The organism is Saccharopolyspora sp. 7B (assembly GCF_020177435.1).
GTDB lineage: Bacteria > Actinomycetota > Actinomycetes > Mycobacteriales > Pseudonocardiaceae > Saccharopolyspora_C > Saccharopolyspora_C gregorii.
The window spans coordinates 1-19,682 of sequence record NZ_JAIUKC010000160.1 but is presented as its reverse complement, the minus strand read 5'-3'; the positions used below and the strand labels follow the sequence as shown (position 1 = coordinate 19,682).

Sequence of the window (19,682 nt, the reverse complement as noted above, 5' to 3'; positions counted from 1 at the left end):
CGCCCCCTCCACCCCCCCGGCGGGGGGGGGGCGGCGGGGGGGGCCCGCGCCCCCCCCCCCGGCCCCCGCCCCCCCCCCCCCCGCGCCCCCCCCGGGGGGGGGAGGGCGGCCGTTCCACGTTCAGCTCCGGTCGGAGGAGTGGCCCGGGAAGAGGTGGGCCGCCGGGTCCAGGGCGACCGCGAGGTTGTTGACCGCGGTGGCGGCCTCGCCGAAACCGGTGGCGATCAGCTTCACCTTCCCCGGGTAGGTGGCCACGTCGCCCGCCGCGTACACCCGGTCCCGGTTGGTGCGCATCGTGCTGTCCACCCGGATCGAGCGCCCGGCCAACTCCAGTCCCCAGGACTCGATCGGCCCCAGCGAGGCGGTGAAGCCGAGCGCGGCGACCACGGTCCGCGCGGGCAGCACCCGCCGCCGCTCGCCGACGGCCAGCTCCACCTCGTGCACGCCCGCGGAGTCCCCGCGCACCGCCACCACCTGCGCCTCGGTGATGATCTCGACGCCGAGCTCGGCGACCTCCCGCACCAGGCCCGGGTGCGCGCGGAACCGCGCCCGGCGGTGCACGAGGGTCACGCTGCGCGCGATCGGGTGCAGCGCCAGCGCCCAGTCGAACGCCGAATCGCCGCCGCCGACCACCACCACGTCCTGCCCGCGGTGCACCGCCAGGTCGGGCACGAAGTGCACCACTCCCCTGCCGAGCCAGTCCCCGCCCGCGGGCAGCGGCCGGGGCGTGAACTCGCCGATGCCCGCGGTGATCAGCACGGCTCGCGCGCGCACCGGTTCCGGGCCCGCCAGCACCCGTAGCCGTCCGTCCACTTCGGACAGATCGGTGGCGTCCCTGCCCAGCAGGTAGCGCGGTTCGCGCGGCGCGGCCTGCTCCACCAGGGCCGCCGCCAGGTCGCGGCCGCGCACCGCGGGGAACCCCGGCACGTCGAAGATCAGCTTCTCCGGATACATCGCCGCGACCTGCCCGCCCGGTTCCGGCAGCGAATCCACCACCGCCACCGACAGGCCCCGGAACCCCGCGTAGTACGCCGCGAACAGCCCCGCCGGCCCCGCGCCGACGACCAGCAGATCGACCTCGTGCTCGGCCATGCCCCACCCCGCTCGCGCCGGTGCAACGCGGATCACCTCCGAGCCCGGCGCGCCCGGCTCGGCGACGATCTCCGTCACCTTTCTCGGTCCAGCACCCGGAGGACTGCCCGGAAGTGGGCCGCCCCATACTGACCGGCCCCGCTCGGGCGGTGGACACTTCGGTCATGGCTGAACAGGACTACCGGATCGAACACGACACCATGGGCGAGGTCAGGGTTCCCGCCGACGCCCTGTACCGCGCGCAGACGCAGCGCGCCGTGGAGAACTTCCCGATCTCCGGCCGCGGGCTGGAGCGCGCGCAGATCCGCGCCCTCGGACTGCTCAAGGCCGCCACCGCGCGGGTCAACGGCGAACTCGGCATCCTCGACGCCGACATGGCCGAGGCCATCGCCACCGCCGCCGACGAGGTCGCCGAGGGCCACCACGACGCGCACTTCCCGATCGACGTGTTCCAGACCGGCTCCGGCACGTCGTCGAACATGAACGCCAACGAGGTCATCGCGACCCTCGCGACCCGCGGACTCGGCCGCGACGTGCACCCGAACGACCACGTCAACGCCTCGCAGTCCTCGAACGACACGTTCCCCACCACCATCCACGTGGCCGCCACCGAGGCCGTGCTCACCGACGTCATCCCCGCTCTGGAGCACCTGGCGGGCGTCGTCGAGGGCCGCGCCGCCGAGTGGGCCGAGGTCGTCAAGTCCGGCCGCACCCACCTGATGGACGCGGTGCCGATCACCCTCGCCCAGGAAGCGGGCGCGTGGGCCTCGCAGGTGCGCTTCGGCGTGGAGCGGCTGCGTTCCGGGCTGGACCGGCTCGGCGAGCTGCCCATCGGCGGCACCGCCGTCGGCTCCGGCCTGAACGCGCCGGACGGCTTCGGCGCGGCCGTCGCCGCCGAGCTCGCCCGCGTCACCGGACTGCCGCTGACCGAGGCCCGCGACCACTTCGAGGCGCAGGCCACCCAGGACGGCGTCGTCGAGACCTCCGGGCACCTGCGCACCGTCGCGGTGAGCCTGAACAAGATCGCCAACGACGTGCGCTGGCTCGGGTCCGGCCCGCGCACCGGCCTCGCCGAGCTGGCGCTGCCCGACCTGCAGCCCGGTTCCTCGATCATGCCGGGCAAGGTGAACCCGGTGATCCCGGAGGCCACCCTCCAGGTCGTCGCGCAGGTCATCGGCAACGACGCGGCCGTCGCGTTCGCCGGCGCGCAGGGCAACTTCCAGCTCAACGTGAACCTGCCGGTGATCGCCCGCAACGTGCTGGAATCCGCGCGGCTGCTCGCCGCCGTGTCCCGGCTGCTCGCCGACAAGGTGTTCGCCGGGGTCGAGGCCAACGTCGAGCGCGCCCGCGAGTACGCCGAGGGTTCGCCCTCGATCGTCACGCCGCTGAACCGCTTCATCGGCTACGAGGAGGCCGCCTCGATCGCGAAGCAGGCCCTCAAGGAGCGCCGCACCATCCGCGAGGTCGTCCTCGAACGCGGCCACGTCGACTCCGGCAAGCTCACCCTGGAGCAGCTGGACACCGCGCTGGACGTGCTGGGCATGGCCAAGGCCAAGTGAGCCGGTGGGCCGTGCGCACCGCCACCCGGCGAGCGCACGGCCCGATCCGGAGCACCCCCAGCGGTTCCGGATCACGACTACGACGCCGCGCACCGCCCCACCGGTTCCCCGTTCCTCCGGCGAGTTGCGGGGCACCGCGCGCACCATGGACGCATGGTGCCGCTGAACGCAGTCGTCTCCGCGTCCGCCGAGGTCGCGGGGACCCGCGCCCGCAACGCGAAGATCCGCACCCTCGCCGAACTGCTCACCCGCCTGCGCGGCGCCGAGATCCGGCCCGCCGCCGCGCTGCTCGCCGGTGAGCTGCCCGGCGGCCGCGCCGGGGTCGGCTGGTCCACGCTGAACGCGCTGCGCGCCGAACCCGCCGCGACCCCCGGACTGACCGTGCTCGACGTGGCCGCCACCGTCGACGAGCTGCGCGCCACCACCGGCACCGGATCCGGGCAGCGCCGCCTCGACCTGCTGCACGCGTTGCTGGGCCGCGCCACCGCCGACGAGCAGCGGTTCCTGGTCCGGCTGCTCGGCGGCGAACTCCGGCAAGGCGCGCTCGAAGGCGTGCTGCTGGCGGCCGTCGCCCGCGCCGCCGACGTGCCCGCCGAAGCGGTGCTCCGGGCGTTCATGCTCTCCGGGCGGCTGCCCGCCACCGCCGAGGCCGCGCTGACCGGCGGTTCCGCCGCGCTCGCCGAGTTCCGACTCGAAGTGGGCAGGCCGCTGCGACCGATGCTCGCCTCGCCCGCCGACACCCTCACGGCGGCGCTGGGCGAACTCGGCGACTGCGTGGTCGAGCACAAGCTGGACGGGGCGCGGATCCAGCTGCACCGGGACCGCGAGCAGGTCCGGGTGTTCACCCGCACGCTCCGCGAGATCACCGGGCAGGTCCCGGAACTCGTCGAACTGGGCCTGGCGCTGCCCTGCACGTCGGTGGTGCTGGACGGGGAGGCGCTCGCCCTCACCGACTCCGGCAGGCCCCGCCCGTTCCAGGAGACGATGTCCCGCTTCGGCGCCCGCGGTCCGCGCGACGAGGTGCTGCGGCCGCACTTCTTCGACTGCCTGCACCTGGACGGCGCCGACCTGGTGGACGAGCCGCTGCACCGGCGGCTGGCGGCGCTGGCCCGGGTCGCACCCGAGCACCGCATCCCCGGGGTGCGCCCCGGGAACGCCGAGGACGCGGACGCGCTGCTGAACGACGCCCTCGACGCCGGGCACGAAGGGGTCGTGGTGAAGGACCTCGACTCGATCTACGCGGCGGGGCGGCGCGGCCGGGCCTGGCGCAAGGTCAAACCGTCGCACACGCTGGACCTGGTGGTGCTCGCCGCGGAATGGGGCCACGGGCGGCGCAGCGGGACGCTGTCCAACCTGCACCTCGGCGCCCGCGACCCGGCGGGCGGACCGCCGATCATGGTGGGCAAGACGTTCAAGGGCCTCACCGACGAACTCCTCGCCTGGCAGACCGCCGAATTCCCCCGCCACGAGACGCACCGCGACCGGAGTACCGTGCACCTCGCCCCGGACCTGGTCGTGGAGGTCGAACTGGACGGGGTGCAGGTCAGCACCCGCTACCCCGGCGAGGTCGCGCTGCGCTTCGCCCGCGTGCTGCGCTACCGCCCCGACAAGGACGCCGCCACCGCCGACACGATCGACGCGGTGCGGGCCATGCTGCCGGGGGCCTCCTCGGCGGATGAGAGGGTGGAGCCATGACCACCCCCAGCGACGACGAGCAGGTCGGCTCGATCGACATCGGTTCGGGCAGCATCGACCCCCGCGACTTCCAGGCGAGCACCTCCTCCGCCGAGGCCGAGTTCTACGTCGCGGTGCTGCTCATCGAGATCTCCTCCGCGTCGGCCACCGAACCGGAGCTCTACGAGGAATCGTTCGTGCTGGTCAAGGCCGAATCCGACGAGGAGGCGCGGGAGAAGGCCGTCGACTGCGGCAAGCAGCAGGCCGCCAGCTACCCGAACGAGGACGGCGAGATCGTCACCTGGAAGTTCAAGGAGCTCGTCGAGGTGAAGAAGGTCGAGGACGCCACCTTCGACGACGGCTCCGAGCTGTACAGCCGCTTCTTCCGCAACTACACCGCCTACCGCTCCTTCGAACCCCTGCTCAGCGGCGAGGAGATCTGACCGCTCGTCCCTCGACTCGGGTTGCGGAGCACTCGGTTGTGCGGGTCGGCATTGGCCGCCGCACGCGGGAACCGGCGGTACTTGGAGCTTACTTCCACGCACCTTGCGCAGCTGCCCCCAATCTAGCCTGGTGGCGAAAACCCCCCGCAACCACACTTCCGGATGATCCGCGCAGAACCGGCGGCTCGCTCGATCCGACCGGTGGGGGCCGTCCGGCACGTAGGGTGGAACCTCGTGCGGTTCTTGAACGGGCAGCAGCCCTCCACAGACCTGACCTACGACGACGTCTTCCTGGCCCCGCGCCGCTCCGGCGTCGAGTCCCGGTTCGACGTCGACCTCGCGACCTCCGACGGCTCGGGCACCACGCTCCCGGTCGTGGTCGCCAACATGACCGCCGTCGCGGGCCGCCGCATGGCGGAGACGGTGGCGCGGCGCGGCGGGATCACCGTCCTGCCGCAGGACGTCGCCCCCGAAGCCGTCGCGGAGATCGTGTCCTGGGTGAAGGACCGGCACCCGGTCTGGGACACGCCGCTGGTGCTGCGCCCGGACGACGCGGTCGCGGACGTGCTGAACCTGCTGCCGAAGCGCTCGCACGGCGCGGTCGTGGTCGTCGACGAGGACCGCAGGCCGGTCGGCGTCGTGGACGAGTCCGCCTGCTCCGGCGTGGACCGGTTCGCCCGGGTCGGCGAGGTCGCCGACCGCACCCCGCTGGTGCTGCCGCTGGGCACCGAACCCCGCGAGGTCTTCGAGCAGCTGCACGCCCAGGGCAAGCAGGTGGTGCTCGCGGTCGACGGAGACGGCAGGCTCGCCGGGATCCTCACCGGGCGCGGCTCGCTGCGCGCCGAGATCTACGCGCCCGCGCTGGACGGGGCGGGCCGGCTCCGGGTCGCCGCCGCGGTCGGCGTCAACGGCGACGTGGCGGGCAAGGCGGCCGCGCTGCTCGCGGCGGGGGTGGACGCGCTGGTCGTGGACACCGCGCACGGCCACCAGGAGAAGATGATCAGCGCGTTGCGCGCGGTGCGGGCGCTCGACCCGTCGGTGCCGGTCGTCGCGGGCAACGTGGTCACCGCCGACGGCGTGCGGGACCTCGTCGAGGCCGGCGCGGACGTGATCAAGGTCGGCGTCGGCCCGGGCGCCATGTGCACCACCCGGATGATGACCGGCGTCGGCCGTCCCCAGTTCTCCGCCGTCGCCGAGTGCGCCGCGGCCGCGCGGGAGCTCGGCAAGCACGTGTGGGCCGACGGCGGCGTGCGGCACCCGCGGGACGTGGCGCTGGCGCTGGCCGCCGGGGCCGCCTCGGTGATGGTGGGCTCCTGGTTCGCCGGCACCCACGAATCGCCCGGCGACCTGCTGCGCGACGAGCACGGCCGCGCCTACAAGGAGTCCTTCGGCATGGCCTCCAAGCGCGCCGTCGGCGCCCGGACGCGCACCGACAGCGCCTTCGACCAGGCGCGCAAGGCGCTCTACGAGGAGGGCATCTCCAGCTCCCGGATGAAGATCGACCCGAAGCGCCCCGGTGTGGAGGACCTGCTGGACGAGATCAGCTCCGGGCTGCGCTCCTCCTGCACCTACGCGGGCGCGCGGAACCTCGCCGAGTTCCACGAGCGCGCGCTGGTGGGCATCCAGTCCGCCGCCGGGTTCGCCGAGGGACGCCCGCTGCCCAGCGGCTGGTGATCCCGGAGGGGGGGGGCGCCCGCGCGGACGCCACCGGCCGGTTCGGGCATCAGGGGGTGAACTCCCCCTCCAGCATCTCCGTCACCAGCGCCGCCACCGGCGAGCGCTCGGAACGGGTCAGCGTGATGTGCGCGAACAGCGGGTGGCCCTTCAACTTCTCGATCACCGCGGCCACGCCGTCGTGCCGGCCGACGCGCAGGTTGTCCCGCTGCGCCACGTCGTGGGTCAGCACCACCCTGGAGTTCGCCCCGAGCCGGGACAGCACCGTGAGCAGCACGTTGCGCTCCAGCGACTGGGCCTCGTCCACGATCACGAACGAGTCGTGCAGCGACCGGCCTCGGATGTGGGTCAGCGGCAGCACTTCCAGCATGCCCCGGTCGGTGACCTCGTCGAGGACGTTCTCGCTGGCCAACGCGCCGAGGGTGTCGAACACCGCCTGCGCCCAGGGCTGCATCTTCTCGTTCTCGCTGCCCGGCAGGTAGCCCAGCTCCTGGCCGCCGACCGCGTAGACCGGCCGGAAGACCACGACCTTGCGGTGCTGCTGGCGTTCCAGCACGGCTTCCAGACCGGCGCACAGCGCCAGCGCCGACTTGCCGGTGCCCGCGCGTCCGCCGAGGGAGACGATGCCGACGTCCGGGTCCAGCAGCAGGTCCAGCGCGATGCGCTGCTCGGCGGAGCGGCCGTGCAGCCCGAAGGCCTCCCGGTCGCCGCGAACCAGCTTCACCTGCTTGTCCGCGGTGACCCGGCCGAGCGCGCTCTGGGTGCCCGCGAGCAGCCGCAGCCCGGTGTTCGCGGGCAGGTCCTTGGCCTCGTCGAGGTCGGCCTCGCCGTCCTTGAACAGCGCATCCACCTGCTCCGGCGGCAGGTCGAGGTCCGCCATGCCCGACCAGCCGCTGGACACCACGTCCTGCGCCCGGTACTCGTCGGCTTCCAGCGCCACCGAAGCAGCCTTGACCCGCAGCGGCATGTCCTTGGTGACCAGCGTGACCCGGTGCCCGTCGGCGGCGAGGTTCAGCGAACACGCCAGGATCCGGGCGTCGTTGGAGTCGGTGCGGAAACCTGGCGGCAGCACCTGCGGATCGGAGTGGTTGAGCTCGACGTGCAGCGTGCCGCCGTCCTCACCGATCTCGACCGGCGCATCCAGCCGGCCGTGCTCGATGCGCAGTTCGTCGAGGCCCCGCAGGGCCTCGCGGGCGAACCAGCCGAGTTCCGGGTGATGCCGCTTCGCTTCGAGTTCGCTGATCACGACCAGCGGGAGCACCACGCGGTGCTCGGCGAACCGGGTCATCGCCCACGGATCGGACAGCAGCACCGAGGTGTCGAGCACGTACGTGCGGACATCCGTTCGGGCTGCGACGCCTGCGGAGTCCTCGGCCTGGGCCGAGGTTTCCGCTGCGGCTTGGGAACGTCGTGTGGTCACGGCTACTCCCTCGCGGGCGTGGGGCACACGCCCGCTCGTCGGCGGGCCGGGCCGCCCCTGCCCTGGCCTGGCCGGACCGGCGGGCGGTCCGGCGCAGCCACCGAGGCCGCGCACCGGCCCCGAGCGACCACGGAGGACGGTGGTACCGTCCGATCCAGCCAACAGCCACGGTCAGGGCCTCCCCGGACGGGCCATTTACGCGTCGACCCGTCACTTCGGACGCTACCTCCGAGATTCGCTTCTGGGCAGGCGACCAGCCAGGTGATTCGCCAGAACGTCAGCCGGGTGTCACGTGCGCACCGGATTCGGTGCACCCGGACGCCACCCGGCCGTCGCTCGGCGGTTCCCGGGAACCGGTCGACTCGCTGGTCACAGCGCCGCGGACGGGTCGGTTCGACTTCTCCGCGGCGCGTCGTCGCGACCACCCGGACGTACGCACGTGCCGTGATCAACGCAGCGTCCACTTTGGTCTGTTCGAGTGAACAACAGGACTTTTCGGGCTTCCGCCGAGATTTCGCCGGGTCCGCCGATCGGCCCAACCGGCGCACCGCCGCCCGAACCGGTCAGCCGCCGGGAGCCCACGGCTCGTCCAGCAGCCGCCCCACCGCTTCTCCCGCGGCGAGCCTGCGGGCGACCACCGGCGGCCCTTCCGCGTAGGTGACGACGTGCAGCCGCCAGCACGGGTCGGCGGCGAACCGGAGGAACGCGCGGACGCCCTCCTCCGGCAGGCACGACCACCGGCGCAGGTGCGCCGCCGCAGCAGCGGGGCCCGGGCCGTCGTGCAGCAGCAGCGCCGCGTCCGACCGCACCCGGCGCAGCCCGTCCAGCGCGTCGAGCACCCGCTCCGCCCGGTCCCCGTCGAAGGCGATGCCCACCTCCGCCAGCACCTCCTGCGCCCAGCGGCCCCAGCCGGGGCCGACCGCGATGCGCAGCCCCGACTCGGCGATCCCCTCCGCGAGCAGCGACTGCGGGCTGTCCCGCACCTCGACGCCGTGCTCGGACCAGCCGCGGGCGCCGACCAGCACCCGCTCCTTGCGGCAGTGCTCCGCGTGGTGGCCCGGGTAGGACTCGTGCGCGACCAGCCCCGGGAGCCGCCCCGCCCACACCTGCCGGTCCGGGTCCACCGCGACCAGCGACCGGAAGTCGCCGAGGTAGCGGTGCAGCGCCGACCACGAGCGGCCCCGGACGTAGCGGTAGTCGACGCCCTCCTGCACCGGCAGCCCCGGCTCGGCCCGCACCCGAGCGCGCAACGCGCGGGAGAGCGCGGCGACCCCGCGCGCCAGCCGCGTCGGCGGCACCCGTTCCCGCGCCGCCAGCAGCGCCAGCCGGTCCGCCGGGGGACCCGAGCCGGGCAGCAGCTCCGCCAGCTCCGCGTGCGCGCTGCGGTACCGGTCCGGTTCGCCGAACTCGACGCGGAGCCCGAAGCACGCCGCGGCCTCCGCCCGGAACGACGTCCGCCACCCGGCGAGCCGGTGCGCGCGGCACTCCAGCGCGGCCAGCTGCCCGGACAGGAACGCGGCCCGCGCGGGGACGAACCCGACATCGGGGACGACCGCGCACAACAACGCGGCTCGTTCTGCAAGTACACCAGGGGCTGATACGGGCTCGCGATCGATGACGCTGCGCGATCGCCGTTCGACGGCGCGGGCACTCGCGGAACCGGGGTCGAGCCGCCCGATCCGCAGCCCGAGCCGCACGTACTCGCGAACCAGCTCGGCGGCGTCCACCACCGGACGGTACGACCTCGCTAGCTGCGACGAAAGGCTTTCGGGACCATTCCGCGGAACCCGGATCGCGAATCCCGCCCGACTGATGTTATGGAGCACGATTCCTTACCGGCGAGTAGCCGGGTTCCGCACCGGCGCACCGACTTGAGGGGCAAAAGATTTGCTTACACGATGGTGTTAACCAGCTGTGCTTACACCTTCAGGAATGGTTAGGTTTTTTTCGCGGTCGCCTCCCTGGGCGAACTTCCGGGGTGCTCGTGAACGAGGGACCGCGACCGCCACACCCGAAACAACAAGGAGCATCCAAGTGCTGAAGAAGGCAGTGGTCGTCGCCGGTGCGGCGGCGGGTCTGATGGCGCTGGCACCGATCGCCAACGCGGACAGCGCGGACAACGACGGCGTCAACCTGCTGAACGACAACAACCTCAGCGTGCTGCCCGTCCAGGCCTGCGGGAACAACGTCGCGGTCCTCGGCGCCGTCGTGCCGATCCTGTCGCCGCAGACCAGCGACTGCGTCAACGCGCCGGTCGTGGACCACCCGTCCGCCAAGGGCTGAAACGGCACCACCCGGTAGCCGGCGCATTCCACCGGAGCGGTCCGCGAGAGACGATCTCAATTCGCTCCGAGCGTGTCGAATTCGCCGAACCACCTGTTTTCGAGGTAACGTCGCCGACGGACCCGGAATCCACTTGGACCTTTTCGAGCGGAAGCCATTCTCCGGCGACATCTCGTTCGCCCCGAACCGGTCAACCCACGTGTTCGCACACCGGTAATCGTGCCGCTTCGGGGCATCCCGCGGCAATACACAAGGAGAGTGAACGCAATGCTGAAGAAGGCAGTGGTCGTCGCCGGTGCGGCGGCAGGCCTGATGGCCCTCGCCCCCATCGCCAACGCGGACAGCGCCGACAACGACGGCGTCAACCTGCTCGACGACAACAACATCAGCGCCGTGCCGGTGCAGCTCTGCGGCAACAACGTCGCCGTGCTGGGTGCGGTCGTGCCGGTCCTGTCGCCGCAGACCAGCCAGTGCGTCAACGCCCCGGTCGTCGACCACCCCTCGGTCAAGGGCTGACACACAGGCGCTCGTGTGGATGCATGAAAAGGCCAGGCCCTTCGGGACCTGGCCTTTTCGCTGTCCTGGTGCGGGACCAGCCCGGGCGGTCTTCAACCGCCGTGGTCTTCAGCCGCCGTAGCGGCGGTGCCGCGCCGAATACTCGCGCAACGCGCGCAGGAAGTCGACGCGCCGGAACGCCGGCCAGTACGCCTCGCAGAACCAGAACTCCGAATGCGCGGACTGCCACAGCATGAACCCGGACAACCGCTGCTCCCCGGAAGTCCGGATCAACAGGTCCGGGTCGGGCTGGCCCGAGGTGTAGAGGTGCTCGGAGATGTGGTCGACGGTGAGGAACTCCGCGAGCTCCTCGATGGTGGTGCCCGCCTCCGCGTGCTGCTGCAGCAGCTTGCGCACCGCGTCGGCGATCTCCTGCCGCCCGCCGTAACCGGCGGCGACGTTCACCTGCATTCCCGTGCGACCCTCGGTCCGCAGCGCGGCGGCCGACAACCGGGCCGCCGTCTCGGTGGGGAGCATGTCCAGCGCGCCGACGATCCGCACCCGCCACGGGTTGGCCGCGTCGGTGAGCTCGTCCACCACCCCGGCGATGATCTCCAGCAGCGCGTCCAGCTCGGCGCTGCTGCGGTTCAGGTTGTCGGTGGAGAGCAGCCACAGCGTGACGACCTCGACATCGGCTTCCCGGCACCAGCCGAGCAGCTCGCTGATCTTGCGCGCACCGGCGCGGTGGCCGTGCGCGATGTCGAGCCCGGCCTCCTTGGCCCAGCGGCGGTTCCCGTCGAGGATCACGCCCACGTGCCTGGGTGCTCTGGCACCTCTGAGCTGACGGCGCAGCCGTCGCTCGTACACGTCGTAGATGAGTTCCCGCAGACGAACCTTGAGCGCCACGCTCCCTGAGAGTACGCGGGCCCCTGCGCAGCCCCGACGGTCCCTCCGTCGAATGCGGACCGCGCTGCTCCGAACGCTGCCGCGGGCTGCAACGGACGTCACCGCCATCGGGGGACTGCGCAGAACCTACGGTCCCGTAATCTTGCGGTCGTGACTAGCGCCTTGACCGCTCGACGCAGCACCGCCTCCATCAAGCCGCGGATGCGCGGCTGGATCCACCTCTGGTCACTGGTGGGAGCAGTGGCCTCGGGTGCCACGCTGATCTCCCTGGCCGCCGCCACCGTGGGTGCCTCCGCCGCACTGGGGACCTCCGTGTACGTGGCCACCGTGCTCGGCCTGTTCGGGGTCAGCGCGCTGTACCACCGCAAGACGTGGAACTCGGTGGGCGCGCGGACCTGGATGCGCCGCCTCGACCACTCGATGATCTTCCTGTTCATCGCGGGGACCTACACGCCGTTCGCGATGCTGGCGATGCAGCCGACCACCGGAGCCGTCGTGCTCGCCGTGGTGTGGGGCGGCGCGCTCGGCGGCGTGGTGCTGAAGCTGGCGTGGCCGAACGGGCCGCGCTGGGTGGGCGTGCCGGTCTACCTCGCGCTCGGCTGGGTCGCCGTGTTCGTGCTGCCGGAGCTGCTGGTCCACGCGGGCGTGGCGGCGTTCGTGCTGCTGGTGGTCGGCGGCGTGCTCTACTCGCTGGGCGCGATCTGCTACGCGAGCCGGTGGCCGGACCCGTGGCCGAAGACCTTCGGCTACCACGAGTTCTTCCACGCGGCGGTGACCGTGGCGGCGATCTGCCACCACGTGTCGATCTGGCTGGCGCTGTACGCCTGAGCCACCACCGCCCGCTGCTCAGCGGGCCAGCGCGGCCACCAGGTCCTCGGCCGAGGTGACCGGGCGGTCGCAGACGTAGCCGCGGCACACGTACGCGGCGGTGGCCCCGTCCACGAGACCGCGCCCCGCCAGCAGCGGCACCGCGGCGGCGTCCGGCGGGCCGGCCACGGCCACCGCGCCGCCGGGGGCGTTCCGGCGGGCCACCGCCAGCAGGTCCGCGCGCTCCGCCGCCTCGGCGCCCGCCACCGCGATCTGCACCGGGCCGTGCGACAGCGCCTCCGCCGCCGCCAGCCAGTGCCCGGCGAAGCGCGGCGCGCGCTGGACCAGCAGCCCGGCCCGGGACAGCGCCTGCTCGGCGGCCGCCCGGTAGCGGGTCGCGCGGTCCGGTCCGGCCAGCGCGGCCGCGGTCAGCAGGGCCGCCGCGGTCGCGGACGCACCGGACGGGCTCGCGTTGTCCGTCGGATCGGACGGCCTGCGCACCAGCGCTTCCGCGTCCGCCGCCGTGTCGAAGAAGGAACCCGGGTGCTCCGGGTCGGCGAACTGCTGCAGCGCCGTGTCCAGCAGGGCGCACGCGGCGTCCAGCCAGCTCTGCTCACCCGTGGCCTGGTGCAGCGCGAGCAGGCCCTCGGCCAGGCAGCCGTGGTCCTCCAGCACGCCCGCCGCCTGCCCCACCACGCCGTCGCGGGAGCTGCGGCGCAACCGTCCGTCCACCACGTGCCGCTGCACCAGCAGCTCCGCGGCGCGGCGCGCGTCCTGCACCCACTGCGGCTCGTCGAGGGCCGCGGCGGCCTCCACCAGCGCGGTCAGCGCCATGCCGTTCCACGAGGTGACGACCTTGTCGTCGATGCCCGGCTGCGGACGGCGCGAACGGGCCTCGGCGAGGACGTCGCGCACCCGCCGCCACCGCTCCACGTCGTCCGGGTCGGCGGGCAGCCGCAGCGTGGACGCGCCCTGCTCGAAGGTGCCCTCCGGAGTGACGACGAGCAGTTCCGCGGCCCACCGGCCGTCCTGCTCGCCGAGCACCGCCACCAGCTCCTCCGGCGTCCACACGTAGGTCAGCCCCTCCACGCCCTCGGTGTCGGCGTCGAGGGAGGCGGCGAACGCGCCGTCGGAGGTGCGCAGGTCGCGCAGCAGGAACTCGGCGGTCTCCCGGGCGACCCGACGCGCCAGCCCCGACGCGTCCACGTCCAGGCGGGCCAGGTGCGCGTACGCGCGCAGCAGCAGCGCGTTGTCGTAGAGCATCTTCTCGAAGTGCGGCACCACCCACGCGGCGTCGACGCTGTAACGCGCGAAACCGCCCGCGAGCTGGTCGTACAGGCCGCCGCGGGCCATCGCCCCCGCGGTCGAGGTGGCGAGGCGCAGCGCCTCGGCGGAACCGGTCCGCTCGTGGTGGCGGAGCAGGAACTCCAGCACCATCGACGGCGGGAACTTCGGGGCGTCCCCGAACCCGCCGTGCACCGCGTCGAACTCGGAGCCCAGCCGGGACACCGCCGCGTCCAGCGCCGCGTCGTCCACCCCCGCCTCGGGCAGCGCCGACGGCTGGGAAGCCAGCTGCTCGACGACCCGGGTCGCGGCCGCGCGCACCTCCGCACCGCGCTCGGACCAGGCGGAGGCCACCGCCTCCAGCAGCTGCGGGAACGAGGGCATGCCGTGCAGCGGCTTCGGCGGGTAGTAGGTGCCGCAGTGGAACGGTTCGCCGTCCGGGGTCAGGAAGCAGGTCATCGGCCAGCCGCCCTGCCCGGTCATGGCCTGCGTCGCCTCCATGTAGACCGAGTCGACGTCCGGGCGCTCCTCCCGGTCCACCTTGATGTTCACGAAGTGCTCGTTCATCGCGGCCGCGATCTCGGCGTCCTCGAACGACTCGTGCGCCATCACGTGGCACCAGTGGCAGGCGGCGTAGCCGACCGACAGCAGCACCGGCACGTCCCGGCGGCGGGCCTCCTCGAACGCCTCCGGCGTCCAGGGCCACCACTGCACGGGGTTGTCCGCGTGCTGCAGCAGGTAGGGGCTGGTCGCGTCCGCAAGCCGGTTCATGCCGCCAGCCTCCCACCCGCCGATGATCGCCGCACCCACCACCGACGAGGAACGGATCACGGCACCGCGGGGCTCCGCCGACCGGGAGGTCACCCCCGCTGTGGCCGCGAAGCCGACGCCGGAGCGGGACACCGGTCGACCGCCACCGCGCGGGCGCGATTCAGCCGCCGACGCCCCGGACCGGAAGCGACCGGCCCCGCGCCGGCACGGCACCGCCCGAGGTCAACGGCCGGACGCACCACCGCGTCCGGGTTCGACCGGCGTTTCCCCGGCCGCCTCCGGTGCCCCGCCGGCAGCGGAGTCCGCCTCGTCGGCGGAGTCGGCGGGTTCCGCGGCCGCCTCGGCGCGGCGGGCCCGGGCCGGGGCGGCCTGGGCGGCGCGCTGCTCGTCGAAGCTGGTGGGCAGCTTCTTCAGGTGCTTGGTCATCGAACGGATCAGGAACGCCACCGCGATGGCGAACAGCACCAGCAGCAACAGCCCCACCGGCGAGGACTTGCCGAAGTCCTCGCCCTGGCCGCCCGGGTCCGCCGGCGGAGCGGGCGCCTGCGCGACCACCCAGGTCAGCGCCTCGTGCGCGTTCATGCCGACACCTTCTCCCGCACGCCGGAGAACAGGTCGTCCTCCGGCAACGTCGAATCGACCAGGGAGCGCACCAGCTCGTAGTCCTCGGTCGGCCACAGCGCTCGCTGGATGTCCAGCGGAACCGCGAACCACCGGCTGTCCGGGTCGATCTGGGTCGCGTGCGCGCGCAGCGCGTCGTCCCGCGCCTCGAAGTATGCCCCGCACTCGACGCGGGTCGTGACCCGCTCGTCGGTGTCCGGACGGGTGCCGTCCCACTTGGCCAGCCAGTCGCCGTAGGGCGATTCCAGGCCGCGCTCCAGCAGCGCGTCGTGGAACAGCTGCATCTTCTTCCGGGAGAAGCCGTGCGAGTAGTACAGCTTCAGCGGCTGCCAGGGCTCGCCCGCGTCCTGGTACAGCTCCGGGTCGCCCGCCGCGTCGAACGCCGCCATCGACACCTCGTGGCAGCGGATGTGGTCCGGGTGCGGGTAGCCGCCGTTCTCGTCGTAGGTGATGACGACGTGCGGGCGGAACTCGCGCAGCAGCGCGACCAGGTCGGCGGTCGGCAGCGCCGGGTCCACCGTGGCGAAGCAGCCCTCCGGCAGCGGCGGCAGCGGGTCGCCCTCGGGCAGGCCCGAGTCGACGTAGCCGAGCCAGCGGTGCTGCACGCCGAGGATCTCGGCGGCCTTGGCCATCTCGGCGCGGCGGATCTCGGGCATGTTCGCCAGCACGTCCGGTCGTTCCATGGCCGGGTTCAGGATGCTGCCGGCCTCACCGCCGGTGCAGGTGACGACCATCACGTCGTGACCTTCCGCCACGTAGCGCGCGGTGGTCGCCGCACCTTTGCTGGACTCGTCGTCCGGGTGCGCGTGCACCGTCATCAGACGCAGCTTCTCGGCCATCGGAGGCATGTTCCTTTCCCGCTCACGTCACACCCGGCCCCGCTCTTCGCCGGCCGGACACCCACAGGGATACTCAACGCGGGTGTCGCCACCCATTGTTCCCAACGGGCCGACATCCTCGAACGGCCGGGCAGGCATCGTCCGATCCGGCCGACCCCGATCGGAGCAGGGAGGCGGCGCGCGGTGAGCAACCAGGTCCCCGCAGGGCGGTACGGGTCACGGGCCCGTCGCACCGCTCCGCCGGCGGTCCGCTGGGGGCTCGGGATCCTCGCCGCCGTGGTGCTGCTCGGGGTGGCGCTGCTGGGGTACCAGAACCTGGGCAGCGCCCCGATCGAGGGCAAGCAGGTCGCGTTCGAGGTGATCGACGACGGCTCGGTCCACGTCACCGCCGAGGTCCGGCGCGACGATCCGGCGCGGCCGGCCGCGTGCGTGATCCGGGCGCGCGCCGAGTCCGGCGAAGAGGTCGGGCGGAAAGAGATCTTCGTGCCGCCCGCCACCGGAACGGTCCAGCAGGGCACGGTGCTGCGCACCTCTCATCGAGCGACCATCGGGGAGGTGTACGGCTGCACCTACCGCGTTCCTGAATATTTGTCCACCCACCAGCGGCCAACCGGGTGAACAAGACCTAACGGCCCCGGATGCTGAGAAAATGCACTCCATCGGTGGGCTGATTTGTGCTATCGTCAACGCCAGCACGGTCCCGCGCGGGCCGTGTTTTTTCCGTTCCTAGCAGTACCCGGAATTCGCGAGGACGGAAGTAGTCGGCCCGCGGAAGGCGGGTCGCCGTCGACGAGGAGTGGTGACCGTGAGCGATACCCAGGTGACCTGGCTGACCCAGGATGCTTATGCGCGGCTCAAGGGCGAGCTCGACGAGCTCGTGGCCAACCGCCCGGTGATCGCCGCGAAGATCAACGAGGCCCGGGAGGAAGGCGACCTCAAGGAGAACGGCGGATACCACGCCGCCCGCGAGGAGCAGGGCCAGCTCGAGTCGCGCATCCGCCAGCTCCAGGAGCTGCTGCGGACCGCGCAGGTCGGCGACGTGCCCACCGAGTCCGGCGTGGCCAAGCCCGGCTCCGTGCTGACCGTCCGCTACGACGGTGAGGACGACACCGAGAAGTTCCTGCTGGCCAACCGGGAAGAGGGCGCGCACGGCGACCTGGAGGTCTACTCCCCCAGCTCCCCGCTGGGCCAGGCGCTGCTGGACGCCAAGGAAGGCGAGACCCGGGAGTACGAGCTGCCCAACGGCGGCACCATGAAGGTGACCCTGGTCCAGGCCGAGCCCTTCTCCGGCTGAGCAATAGCGGAGGCGGGCGTGCTCCGACCACGCCCGCTCCGCATATCGGCCCCGCTTTATCGCCGCGCACGGCCCTCGTCGAGCGACGCGCACCTCCGCGCACAACGCCCCCATTACCCGGAGCGAGCCGCGATGCGCACTCGAGGACCGGCGCCCGCTGGTTCCGGCCGGATTCTCCGCCGAATCGAACCCATTCATCCCCGCGCATTTCTCGTTCCATTTTTCCGCGCGTCGAATTCGGTTTTCACGAATGGCGCCGGCATGCGCGCGCCCGCCGCCGCGGCGCGGCCGCAGACGGCCGATCCGCCCGCGCCGCACGGAGTTCCGCGCACCGGGCCGTGCGGGGAGCGCCGTGCCCCGCGGCGGCGCGGTCCCCGGACCCGGGCCGGACCAGCTCCGTTCCAGGAGGGCGCTGACCGGGCGGATCGGGTTCCGGCACCCCCGGGAAGGTCATCGCCCGGATCGGCCCATTTGTCCGGACAGGTGAATTCACCCCGTTCCGAGAACGACCGGCGCGGCACCCGCCGGGAATCCACCGCGGCCCGTCACGGTTCCTCCCCCGCCAACCGCTCCAGCAGCGGACGCACCCGCGGCGGCACCGGGGTGGACAGCGCGATCGACGTGGAGGTCCGCAGCACCTGCGGCGCGGCCACCACCTCGTCGATCACCCGCTGCAGGTCGGCGTTGGACCGCGCCACCACCCGCACCCACAGGTCGCCCTCGCCGGTGGTGGTCTGCACCTCGCACACCTCGTCGATCGCGGCCAGCCGCCGCACCACCGCGTCCCGCTGCCCCTGCGCGATCTCCAGCACCGCGAACGCGGTCAGCCCGTAGCCCATCGCCGCCAGGTCCAGGTCCGGCGGGAAGCCGCGCAGCACCTCGCGCCGCCGCATCCGGTCCAGCCGGGCCTGCACGGTGCCGCGGGCGACGCCGAGCCGCCGCGAGCACTCCAGCACCCCGAGGCGGGGTTCGTCGGCCAGCAACAGCAGCAGCCGGGCGTCGAGCGCGTCCAGCTCCGAGTCCTCGTGCTCCACCGATCCTCCTGCGCAACTTGACCGACCTGCCGAGCACCGCCGCCGCTCGACCGGACATGTTGTCCAGTGAACTCGACGTCCCTTGTGCAGCATGCCTGATGACCTCACCCTTCGTGACACACACCTCGCACAACGCAGGGAGGCACCGTGACCGGCACCGTTGACCACGGCGAGATCGGCAGCACCGGCAAGCTCGACGACGTCACCTTCGACCAGATGCGCAGGCTCGTCGGCCTCGTCGACCACGACTCCAGCCGCGACCCGTTCCCCGTGCGGGCGATGGACGCGGTCGTGTTCGTCGTCGGCAACGCCACCCAGAGCGCGTTGTTCTACCAGGTCGCGTTCGGCATGGAGCTCGTCGCCTACCGCGGCCCGGAGCAGGGCGAGCGGGACCACAAGGCGTACGTGCTCAAGTCCGGCTCGGCCCGGTTCGTGCTGCTCGGCGCGGTCGACCCGGACAGCCCGCTCGCCGACCACCACCGGGCGCACGGCGACGGCGTCGTCGACCTGGCGCTGGAGGTGCAGGACGTGGACCGCTGCGTGGAGCACGCCCGCTCCCAAGGGGCCACCGTCCTCGACGAACCGCACGAGCGCTCCGACGAGCACGGCGTGGTGCGGATGGCCGCCATCGCCACCTACGGCGAAACGCGGCACACGCTGATCGACCGCAGCCGCTACACCGGGCCCTACCTGCCCGGGTACGTGGCGCGCAGCGGCGGCTACACCAAACCGGCGGGCGCGCCGAAGCGGCTGTTCCAGGCCGTGGACCACTGCGTCGGCAACGTCGAGCTCGGCGAGATGGACCGGTGGGTCGGCTTCTACAACCGGGTGCTGGGCTTCGTGAACATGGCCGAGTTCGTGGGCGACGACATCGCCACCGAGTACTCGGCGCTGATGAGCAAGGTCGTCGCCAACGGCAACCACCGGGTGAAGTTCCCGCTCAACGAACCCGCGGCCGGGCGCAAGAAGTCGCAGATCGACGAGTACCTGGAGTTCTACCGGGGCGCCGGCTGCCAGCACATCGCGCTCGCCACCGGGGACATCCTCGGCACCATCACCGCGATGCGCGCCGCAGGCGTGGAGTTCCTGAGCACGCCGGACTCCTACTACGACGACCCGGAGCTGCGGGCCCGCATCGGGCAGGTGCGGCTGCCGATCGAGACGTTGAAGGAGCACGGCATCCTCGTGGACCGCGACGAGGACGGGTACCTGCTGCAGATCTTCACCAAGCCGATCGGGGACCGGCCGACGGTGTTCTACGAGCTCATCGAGCGGCACGGCTCGCTGGGCTTCGGCAAGGGCAACTTCAAGGCGCTGTTCGAGGCCATCGAGCGGGAGCAGGACCTGCGCGGCAACCTGTGACGCCGGGCGTGGGGGGGGGGGGGGCGCGGGGGGCGGCGCCGCCCCCCGCGCGGGGGGGGGGGGGCGGGGCGGGGGGCGGGCGGGGCCGCCCGCGGCGGGGGGGCGGCGCCCCGGGGGGGCGGGG

General features: G+C 72.8%; 18 protein-coding genes. 10 read left to right on the top strand and 8 right to left on the bottom strand.

Going from position 1 to position 19,682, the window contains the following annotated elements; translation table 11 throughout:
- Nucleotides 1-120: 120 nt before the first annotated feature.
- On the bottom strand, nucleotides 121-1,092 hold the full coding sequence (locus LCD33_RS22800) for an NAD(P)/FAD-dependent oxidoreductase (protein WP_224968894.1): 972 nt from the start codon (nucleotides 1,090-1,092) through the stop codon (nucleotides 121-123).
- A gap of 164 nt (nucleotides 1,093-1,256) precedes the next feature.
- Here LCD33_RS22800 and LCD33_RS22795 point away from each other — a divergent pair, with 164 nt between their 5' ends.
- The 4 genes from LCD33_RS22795 (at nucleotide 1,257) to LCD33_RS22780 (ending at nucleotide 6,442) form a co-directional block, all read left to right on the top strand.
- Nucleotides 1,257-2,651, top strand: a complete 1,395-nt coding sequence (locus LCD33_RS22795; protein ID WP_224960243.1) for a class II fumarate hydratase — start codon at nucleotides 1,257-1,259, stop codon at nucleotides 2,649-2,651.
- Nucleotides 2,652-2,804: 153 nt separating this feature from the next.
- Nucleotides 2,805-4,346 carry an ATP-dependent DNA ligase gene (locus LCD33_RS22790; protein ID WP_224968899.1) on the top strand — a complete coding sequence of 514 codons (1,542 nt, stop codon included), beginning with the start codon at nucleotides 2,805-2,807 and terminating at the stop codon, nucleotides 4,344-4,346.
- Nucleotides 4,343-4,768 carry a DUF4288 domain-containing protein gene (locus LCD33_RS22785; RefSeq protein WP_224960247.1) on the top strand — a complete coding sequence of 142 codons (426 nt, stop codon included), beginning with the start codon at nucleotides 4,343-4,345 and terminating at the stop codon, nucleotides 4,766-4,768. The genes LCD33_RS22790 and LCD33_RS22785 overlap by 4 nt, the downstream gene beginning before the upstream one ends.
- Nucleotides 4,769-5,002: 234 nt before the next feature.
- The gene (locus tag LCD33_RS22780) at nucleotides 5,003-6,442 is read left to right on the top strand and encodes a GuaB1 family IMP dehydrogenase-related protein (protein WP_224960248.1); all 1,440 of its coding nucleotides are present in this window, start codon (nucleotides 5,003-5,005) and stop codon (nucleotides 6,440-6,442) included.
- A gap of 49 nt (nucleotides 6,443-6,491) precedes the next feature.
- Here LCD33_RS22780 and LCD33_RS22775 read toward each other — a convergent pair whose 3' ends face one another.
- Together LCD33_RS22775 and LCD33_RS22770 are read right to left on the bottom strand one after the other, a co-directional pair.
- On the bottom strand, nucleotides 6,492-7,769 hold the full coding sequence (locus LCD33_RS22775) for a PhoH family protein (RefSeq protein WP_258349496.1): 1,278 nt from the start codon (nucleotides 7,767-7,769) through the stop codon (nucleotides 6,492-6,494).
- A gap of 656 nt (nucleotides 7,770-8,425) precedes the next feature.
- The gene (locus LCD33_RS22770; protein WP_224968528.1) at nucleotides 8,426-9,589 is read right to left on the bottom strand and encodes a DUF885 domain-containing protein; all 1,164 of its coding nucleotides are present in this window, start codon (nucleotides 9,587-9,589) and stop codon (nucleotides 8,426-8,428) included.
- Between the two features lie 307 nt (nucleotides 9,590-9,896).
- On the opposite strand from LCD33_RS22770, the gene LCD33_RS22765 reads away from it, so the two are divergent.
- Both LCD33_RS22765 and LCD33_RS22760 read left to right on the top strand, forming a co-directional pair.
- On the top strand, nucleotides 9,897-10,145 hold the full coding sequence (locus LCD33_RS22765) for a hypothetical protein (protein WP_224960251.1): 249 nt from the start codon (nucleotides 9,897-9,899) through the stop codon (nucleotides 10,143-10,145).
- 267 nt (nucleotides 10,146-10,412) lie between these two features.
- Nucleotides 10,413-10,661: a hypothetical protein gene (locus tag LCD33_RS22760; protein ID WP_224960252.1), complete on the top strand. Its 249-nt coding sequence runs from the start codon at nucleotides 10,413-10,415 to the stop codon at nucleotides 10,659-10,661.
- A gap of 108 nt (nucleotides 10,662-10,769) precedes the next feature.
- On the opposite strand, the gene LCD33_RS22755 is transcribed toward LCD33_RS22760, so the two are convergent.
- A complete protein-coding gene (locus LCD33_RS22755) occupies nucleotides 10,770-11,546 on the bottom strand; it encodes an isoprenyl transferase (protein ID WP_224960253.1) in 777 nt (258 codons plus the stop codon).
- Between the two features lie 201 nt (nucleotides 11,547-11,747).
- Between LCD33_RS22755 and LCD33_RS22750 the strand changes: the two genes are divergently transcribed.
- Nucleotides 11,748-12,374: a hemolysin III family protein gene (locus tag LCD33_RS22750; RefSeq protein ID WP_224960263.1), complete on the top strand. Its 627-nt coding sequence runs from the start codon at nucleotides 11,748-11,750 to the stop codon at nucleotides 12,372-12,374.
- A gap of 18 nt (nucleotides 12,375-12,392) precedes the next feature.
- On the opposite strand, the gene LCD33_RS22745 is transcribed toward LCD33_RS22750, so the two are convergent.
- From LCD33_RS22745 to mca, 3 genes are all read right to left on the bottom strand, one after another.
- Nucleotides 12,393-14,408: a thioredoxin domain-containing protein gene (locus LCD33_RS22745; RefSeq protein ID WP_224968526.1), complete on the bottom strand. Its 2,016-nt coding sequence runs from the start codon at nucleotides 14,406-14,408 to the stop codon at nucleotides 12,393-12,395.
- Between the two features lie 222 nt (nucleotides 14,409-14,630).
- On the bottom strand, nucleotides 14,631-14,990 hold the full coding sequence (locus LCD33_RS22740; protein WP_224960256.1) for a hypothetical protein: 360 nt from the start codon (nucleotides 14,988-14,990) through the stop codon (nucleotides 14,631-14,633).
- Complete coding sequence (mca, locus tag LCD33_RS22735) at nucleotides 14,987-15,868, bottom strand: mycothiol conjugate amidase Mca (RefSeq protein ID WP_224960257.1); 882 nt, start codon at nucleotides 15,866-15,868, stop codon at nucleotides 14,987-14,989. The genes LCD33_RS22740 and mca overlap by 4 nt, the downstream gene beginning before the upstream one ends.
- Nucleotides 15,869-16,051: 183 nt before the next feature.
- Between mca and LCD33_RS22730 the strand changes: the two genes are divergently transcribed.
- Both LCD33_RS22730 and greA read left to right on the top strand, forming a co-directional pair.
- Complete coding sequence (locus tag LCD33_RS22730; protein ID WP_224968524.1) at nucleotides 16,052-16,486, top strand: DUF4307 domain-containing protein; 435 nt, start codon at nucleotides 16,052-16,054, stop codon at nucleotides 16,484-16,486.
- 187 nt (nucleotides 16,487-16,673) lie between these two features.
- Nucleotides 16,674-17,162 carry a transcription elongation factor GreA gene (greA, locus tag LCD33_RS22725; RefSeq protein ID WP_224960259.1) on the top strand — a complete coding sequence of 163 codons (489 nt, stop codon included), beginning with the start codon at nucleotides 16,674-16,676 and terminating at the stop codon, nucleotides 17,160-17,162.
- A 545-nt stretch (nucleotides 17,163-17,707) separates the two neighbouring features.
- On the opposite strand, the gene LCD33_RS22720 is transcribed toward greA, so the two are convergent.
- Nucleotides 17,708-18,196 carry an Lrp/AsnC family transcriptional regulator gene (locus LCD33_RS22720; RefSeq protein WP_224960260.1) on the bottom strand — a complete coding sequence of 163 codons (489 nt, stop codon included), beginning with the start codon at nucleotides 18,194-18,196 and terminating at the stop codon, nucleotides 17,708-17,710.
- A gap of 216 nt (nucleotides 18,197-18,412) precedes the next feature.
- Here LCD33_RS22720 and hppD point away from each other — a divergent pair, with 216 nt between their 5' ends.
- Entirely contained in the window at nucleotides 18,413-19,558 is a 1,146-nt protein-coding gene (gene hppD, locus LCD33_RS22715; RefSeq protein WP_224968532.1) for a 4-hydroxyphenylpyruvate dioxygenase, read from the top strand.
- Nucleotides 19,559-19,682: the final 124 nt, after the last annotated feature.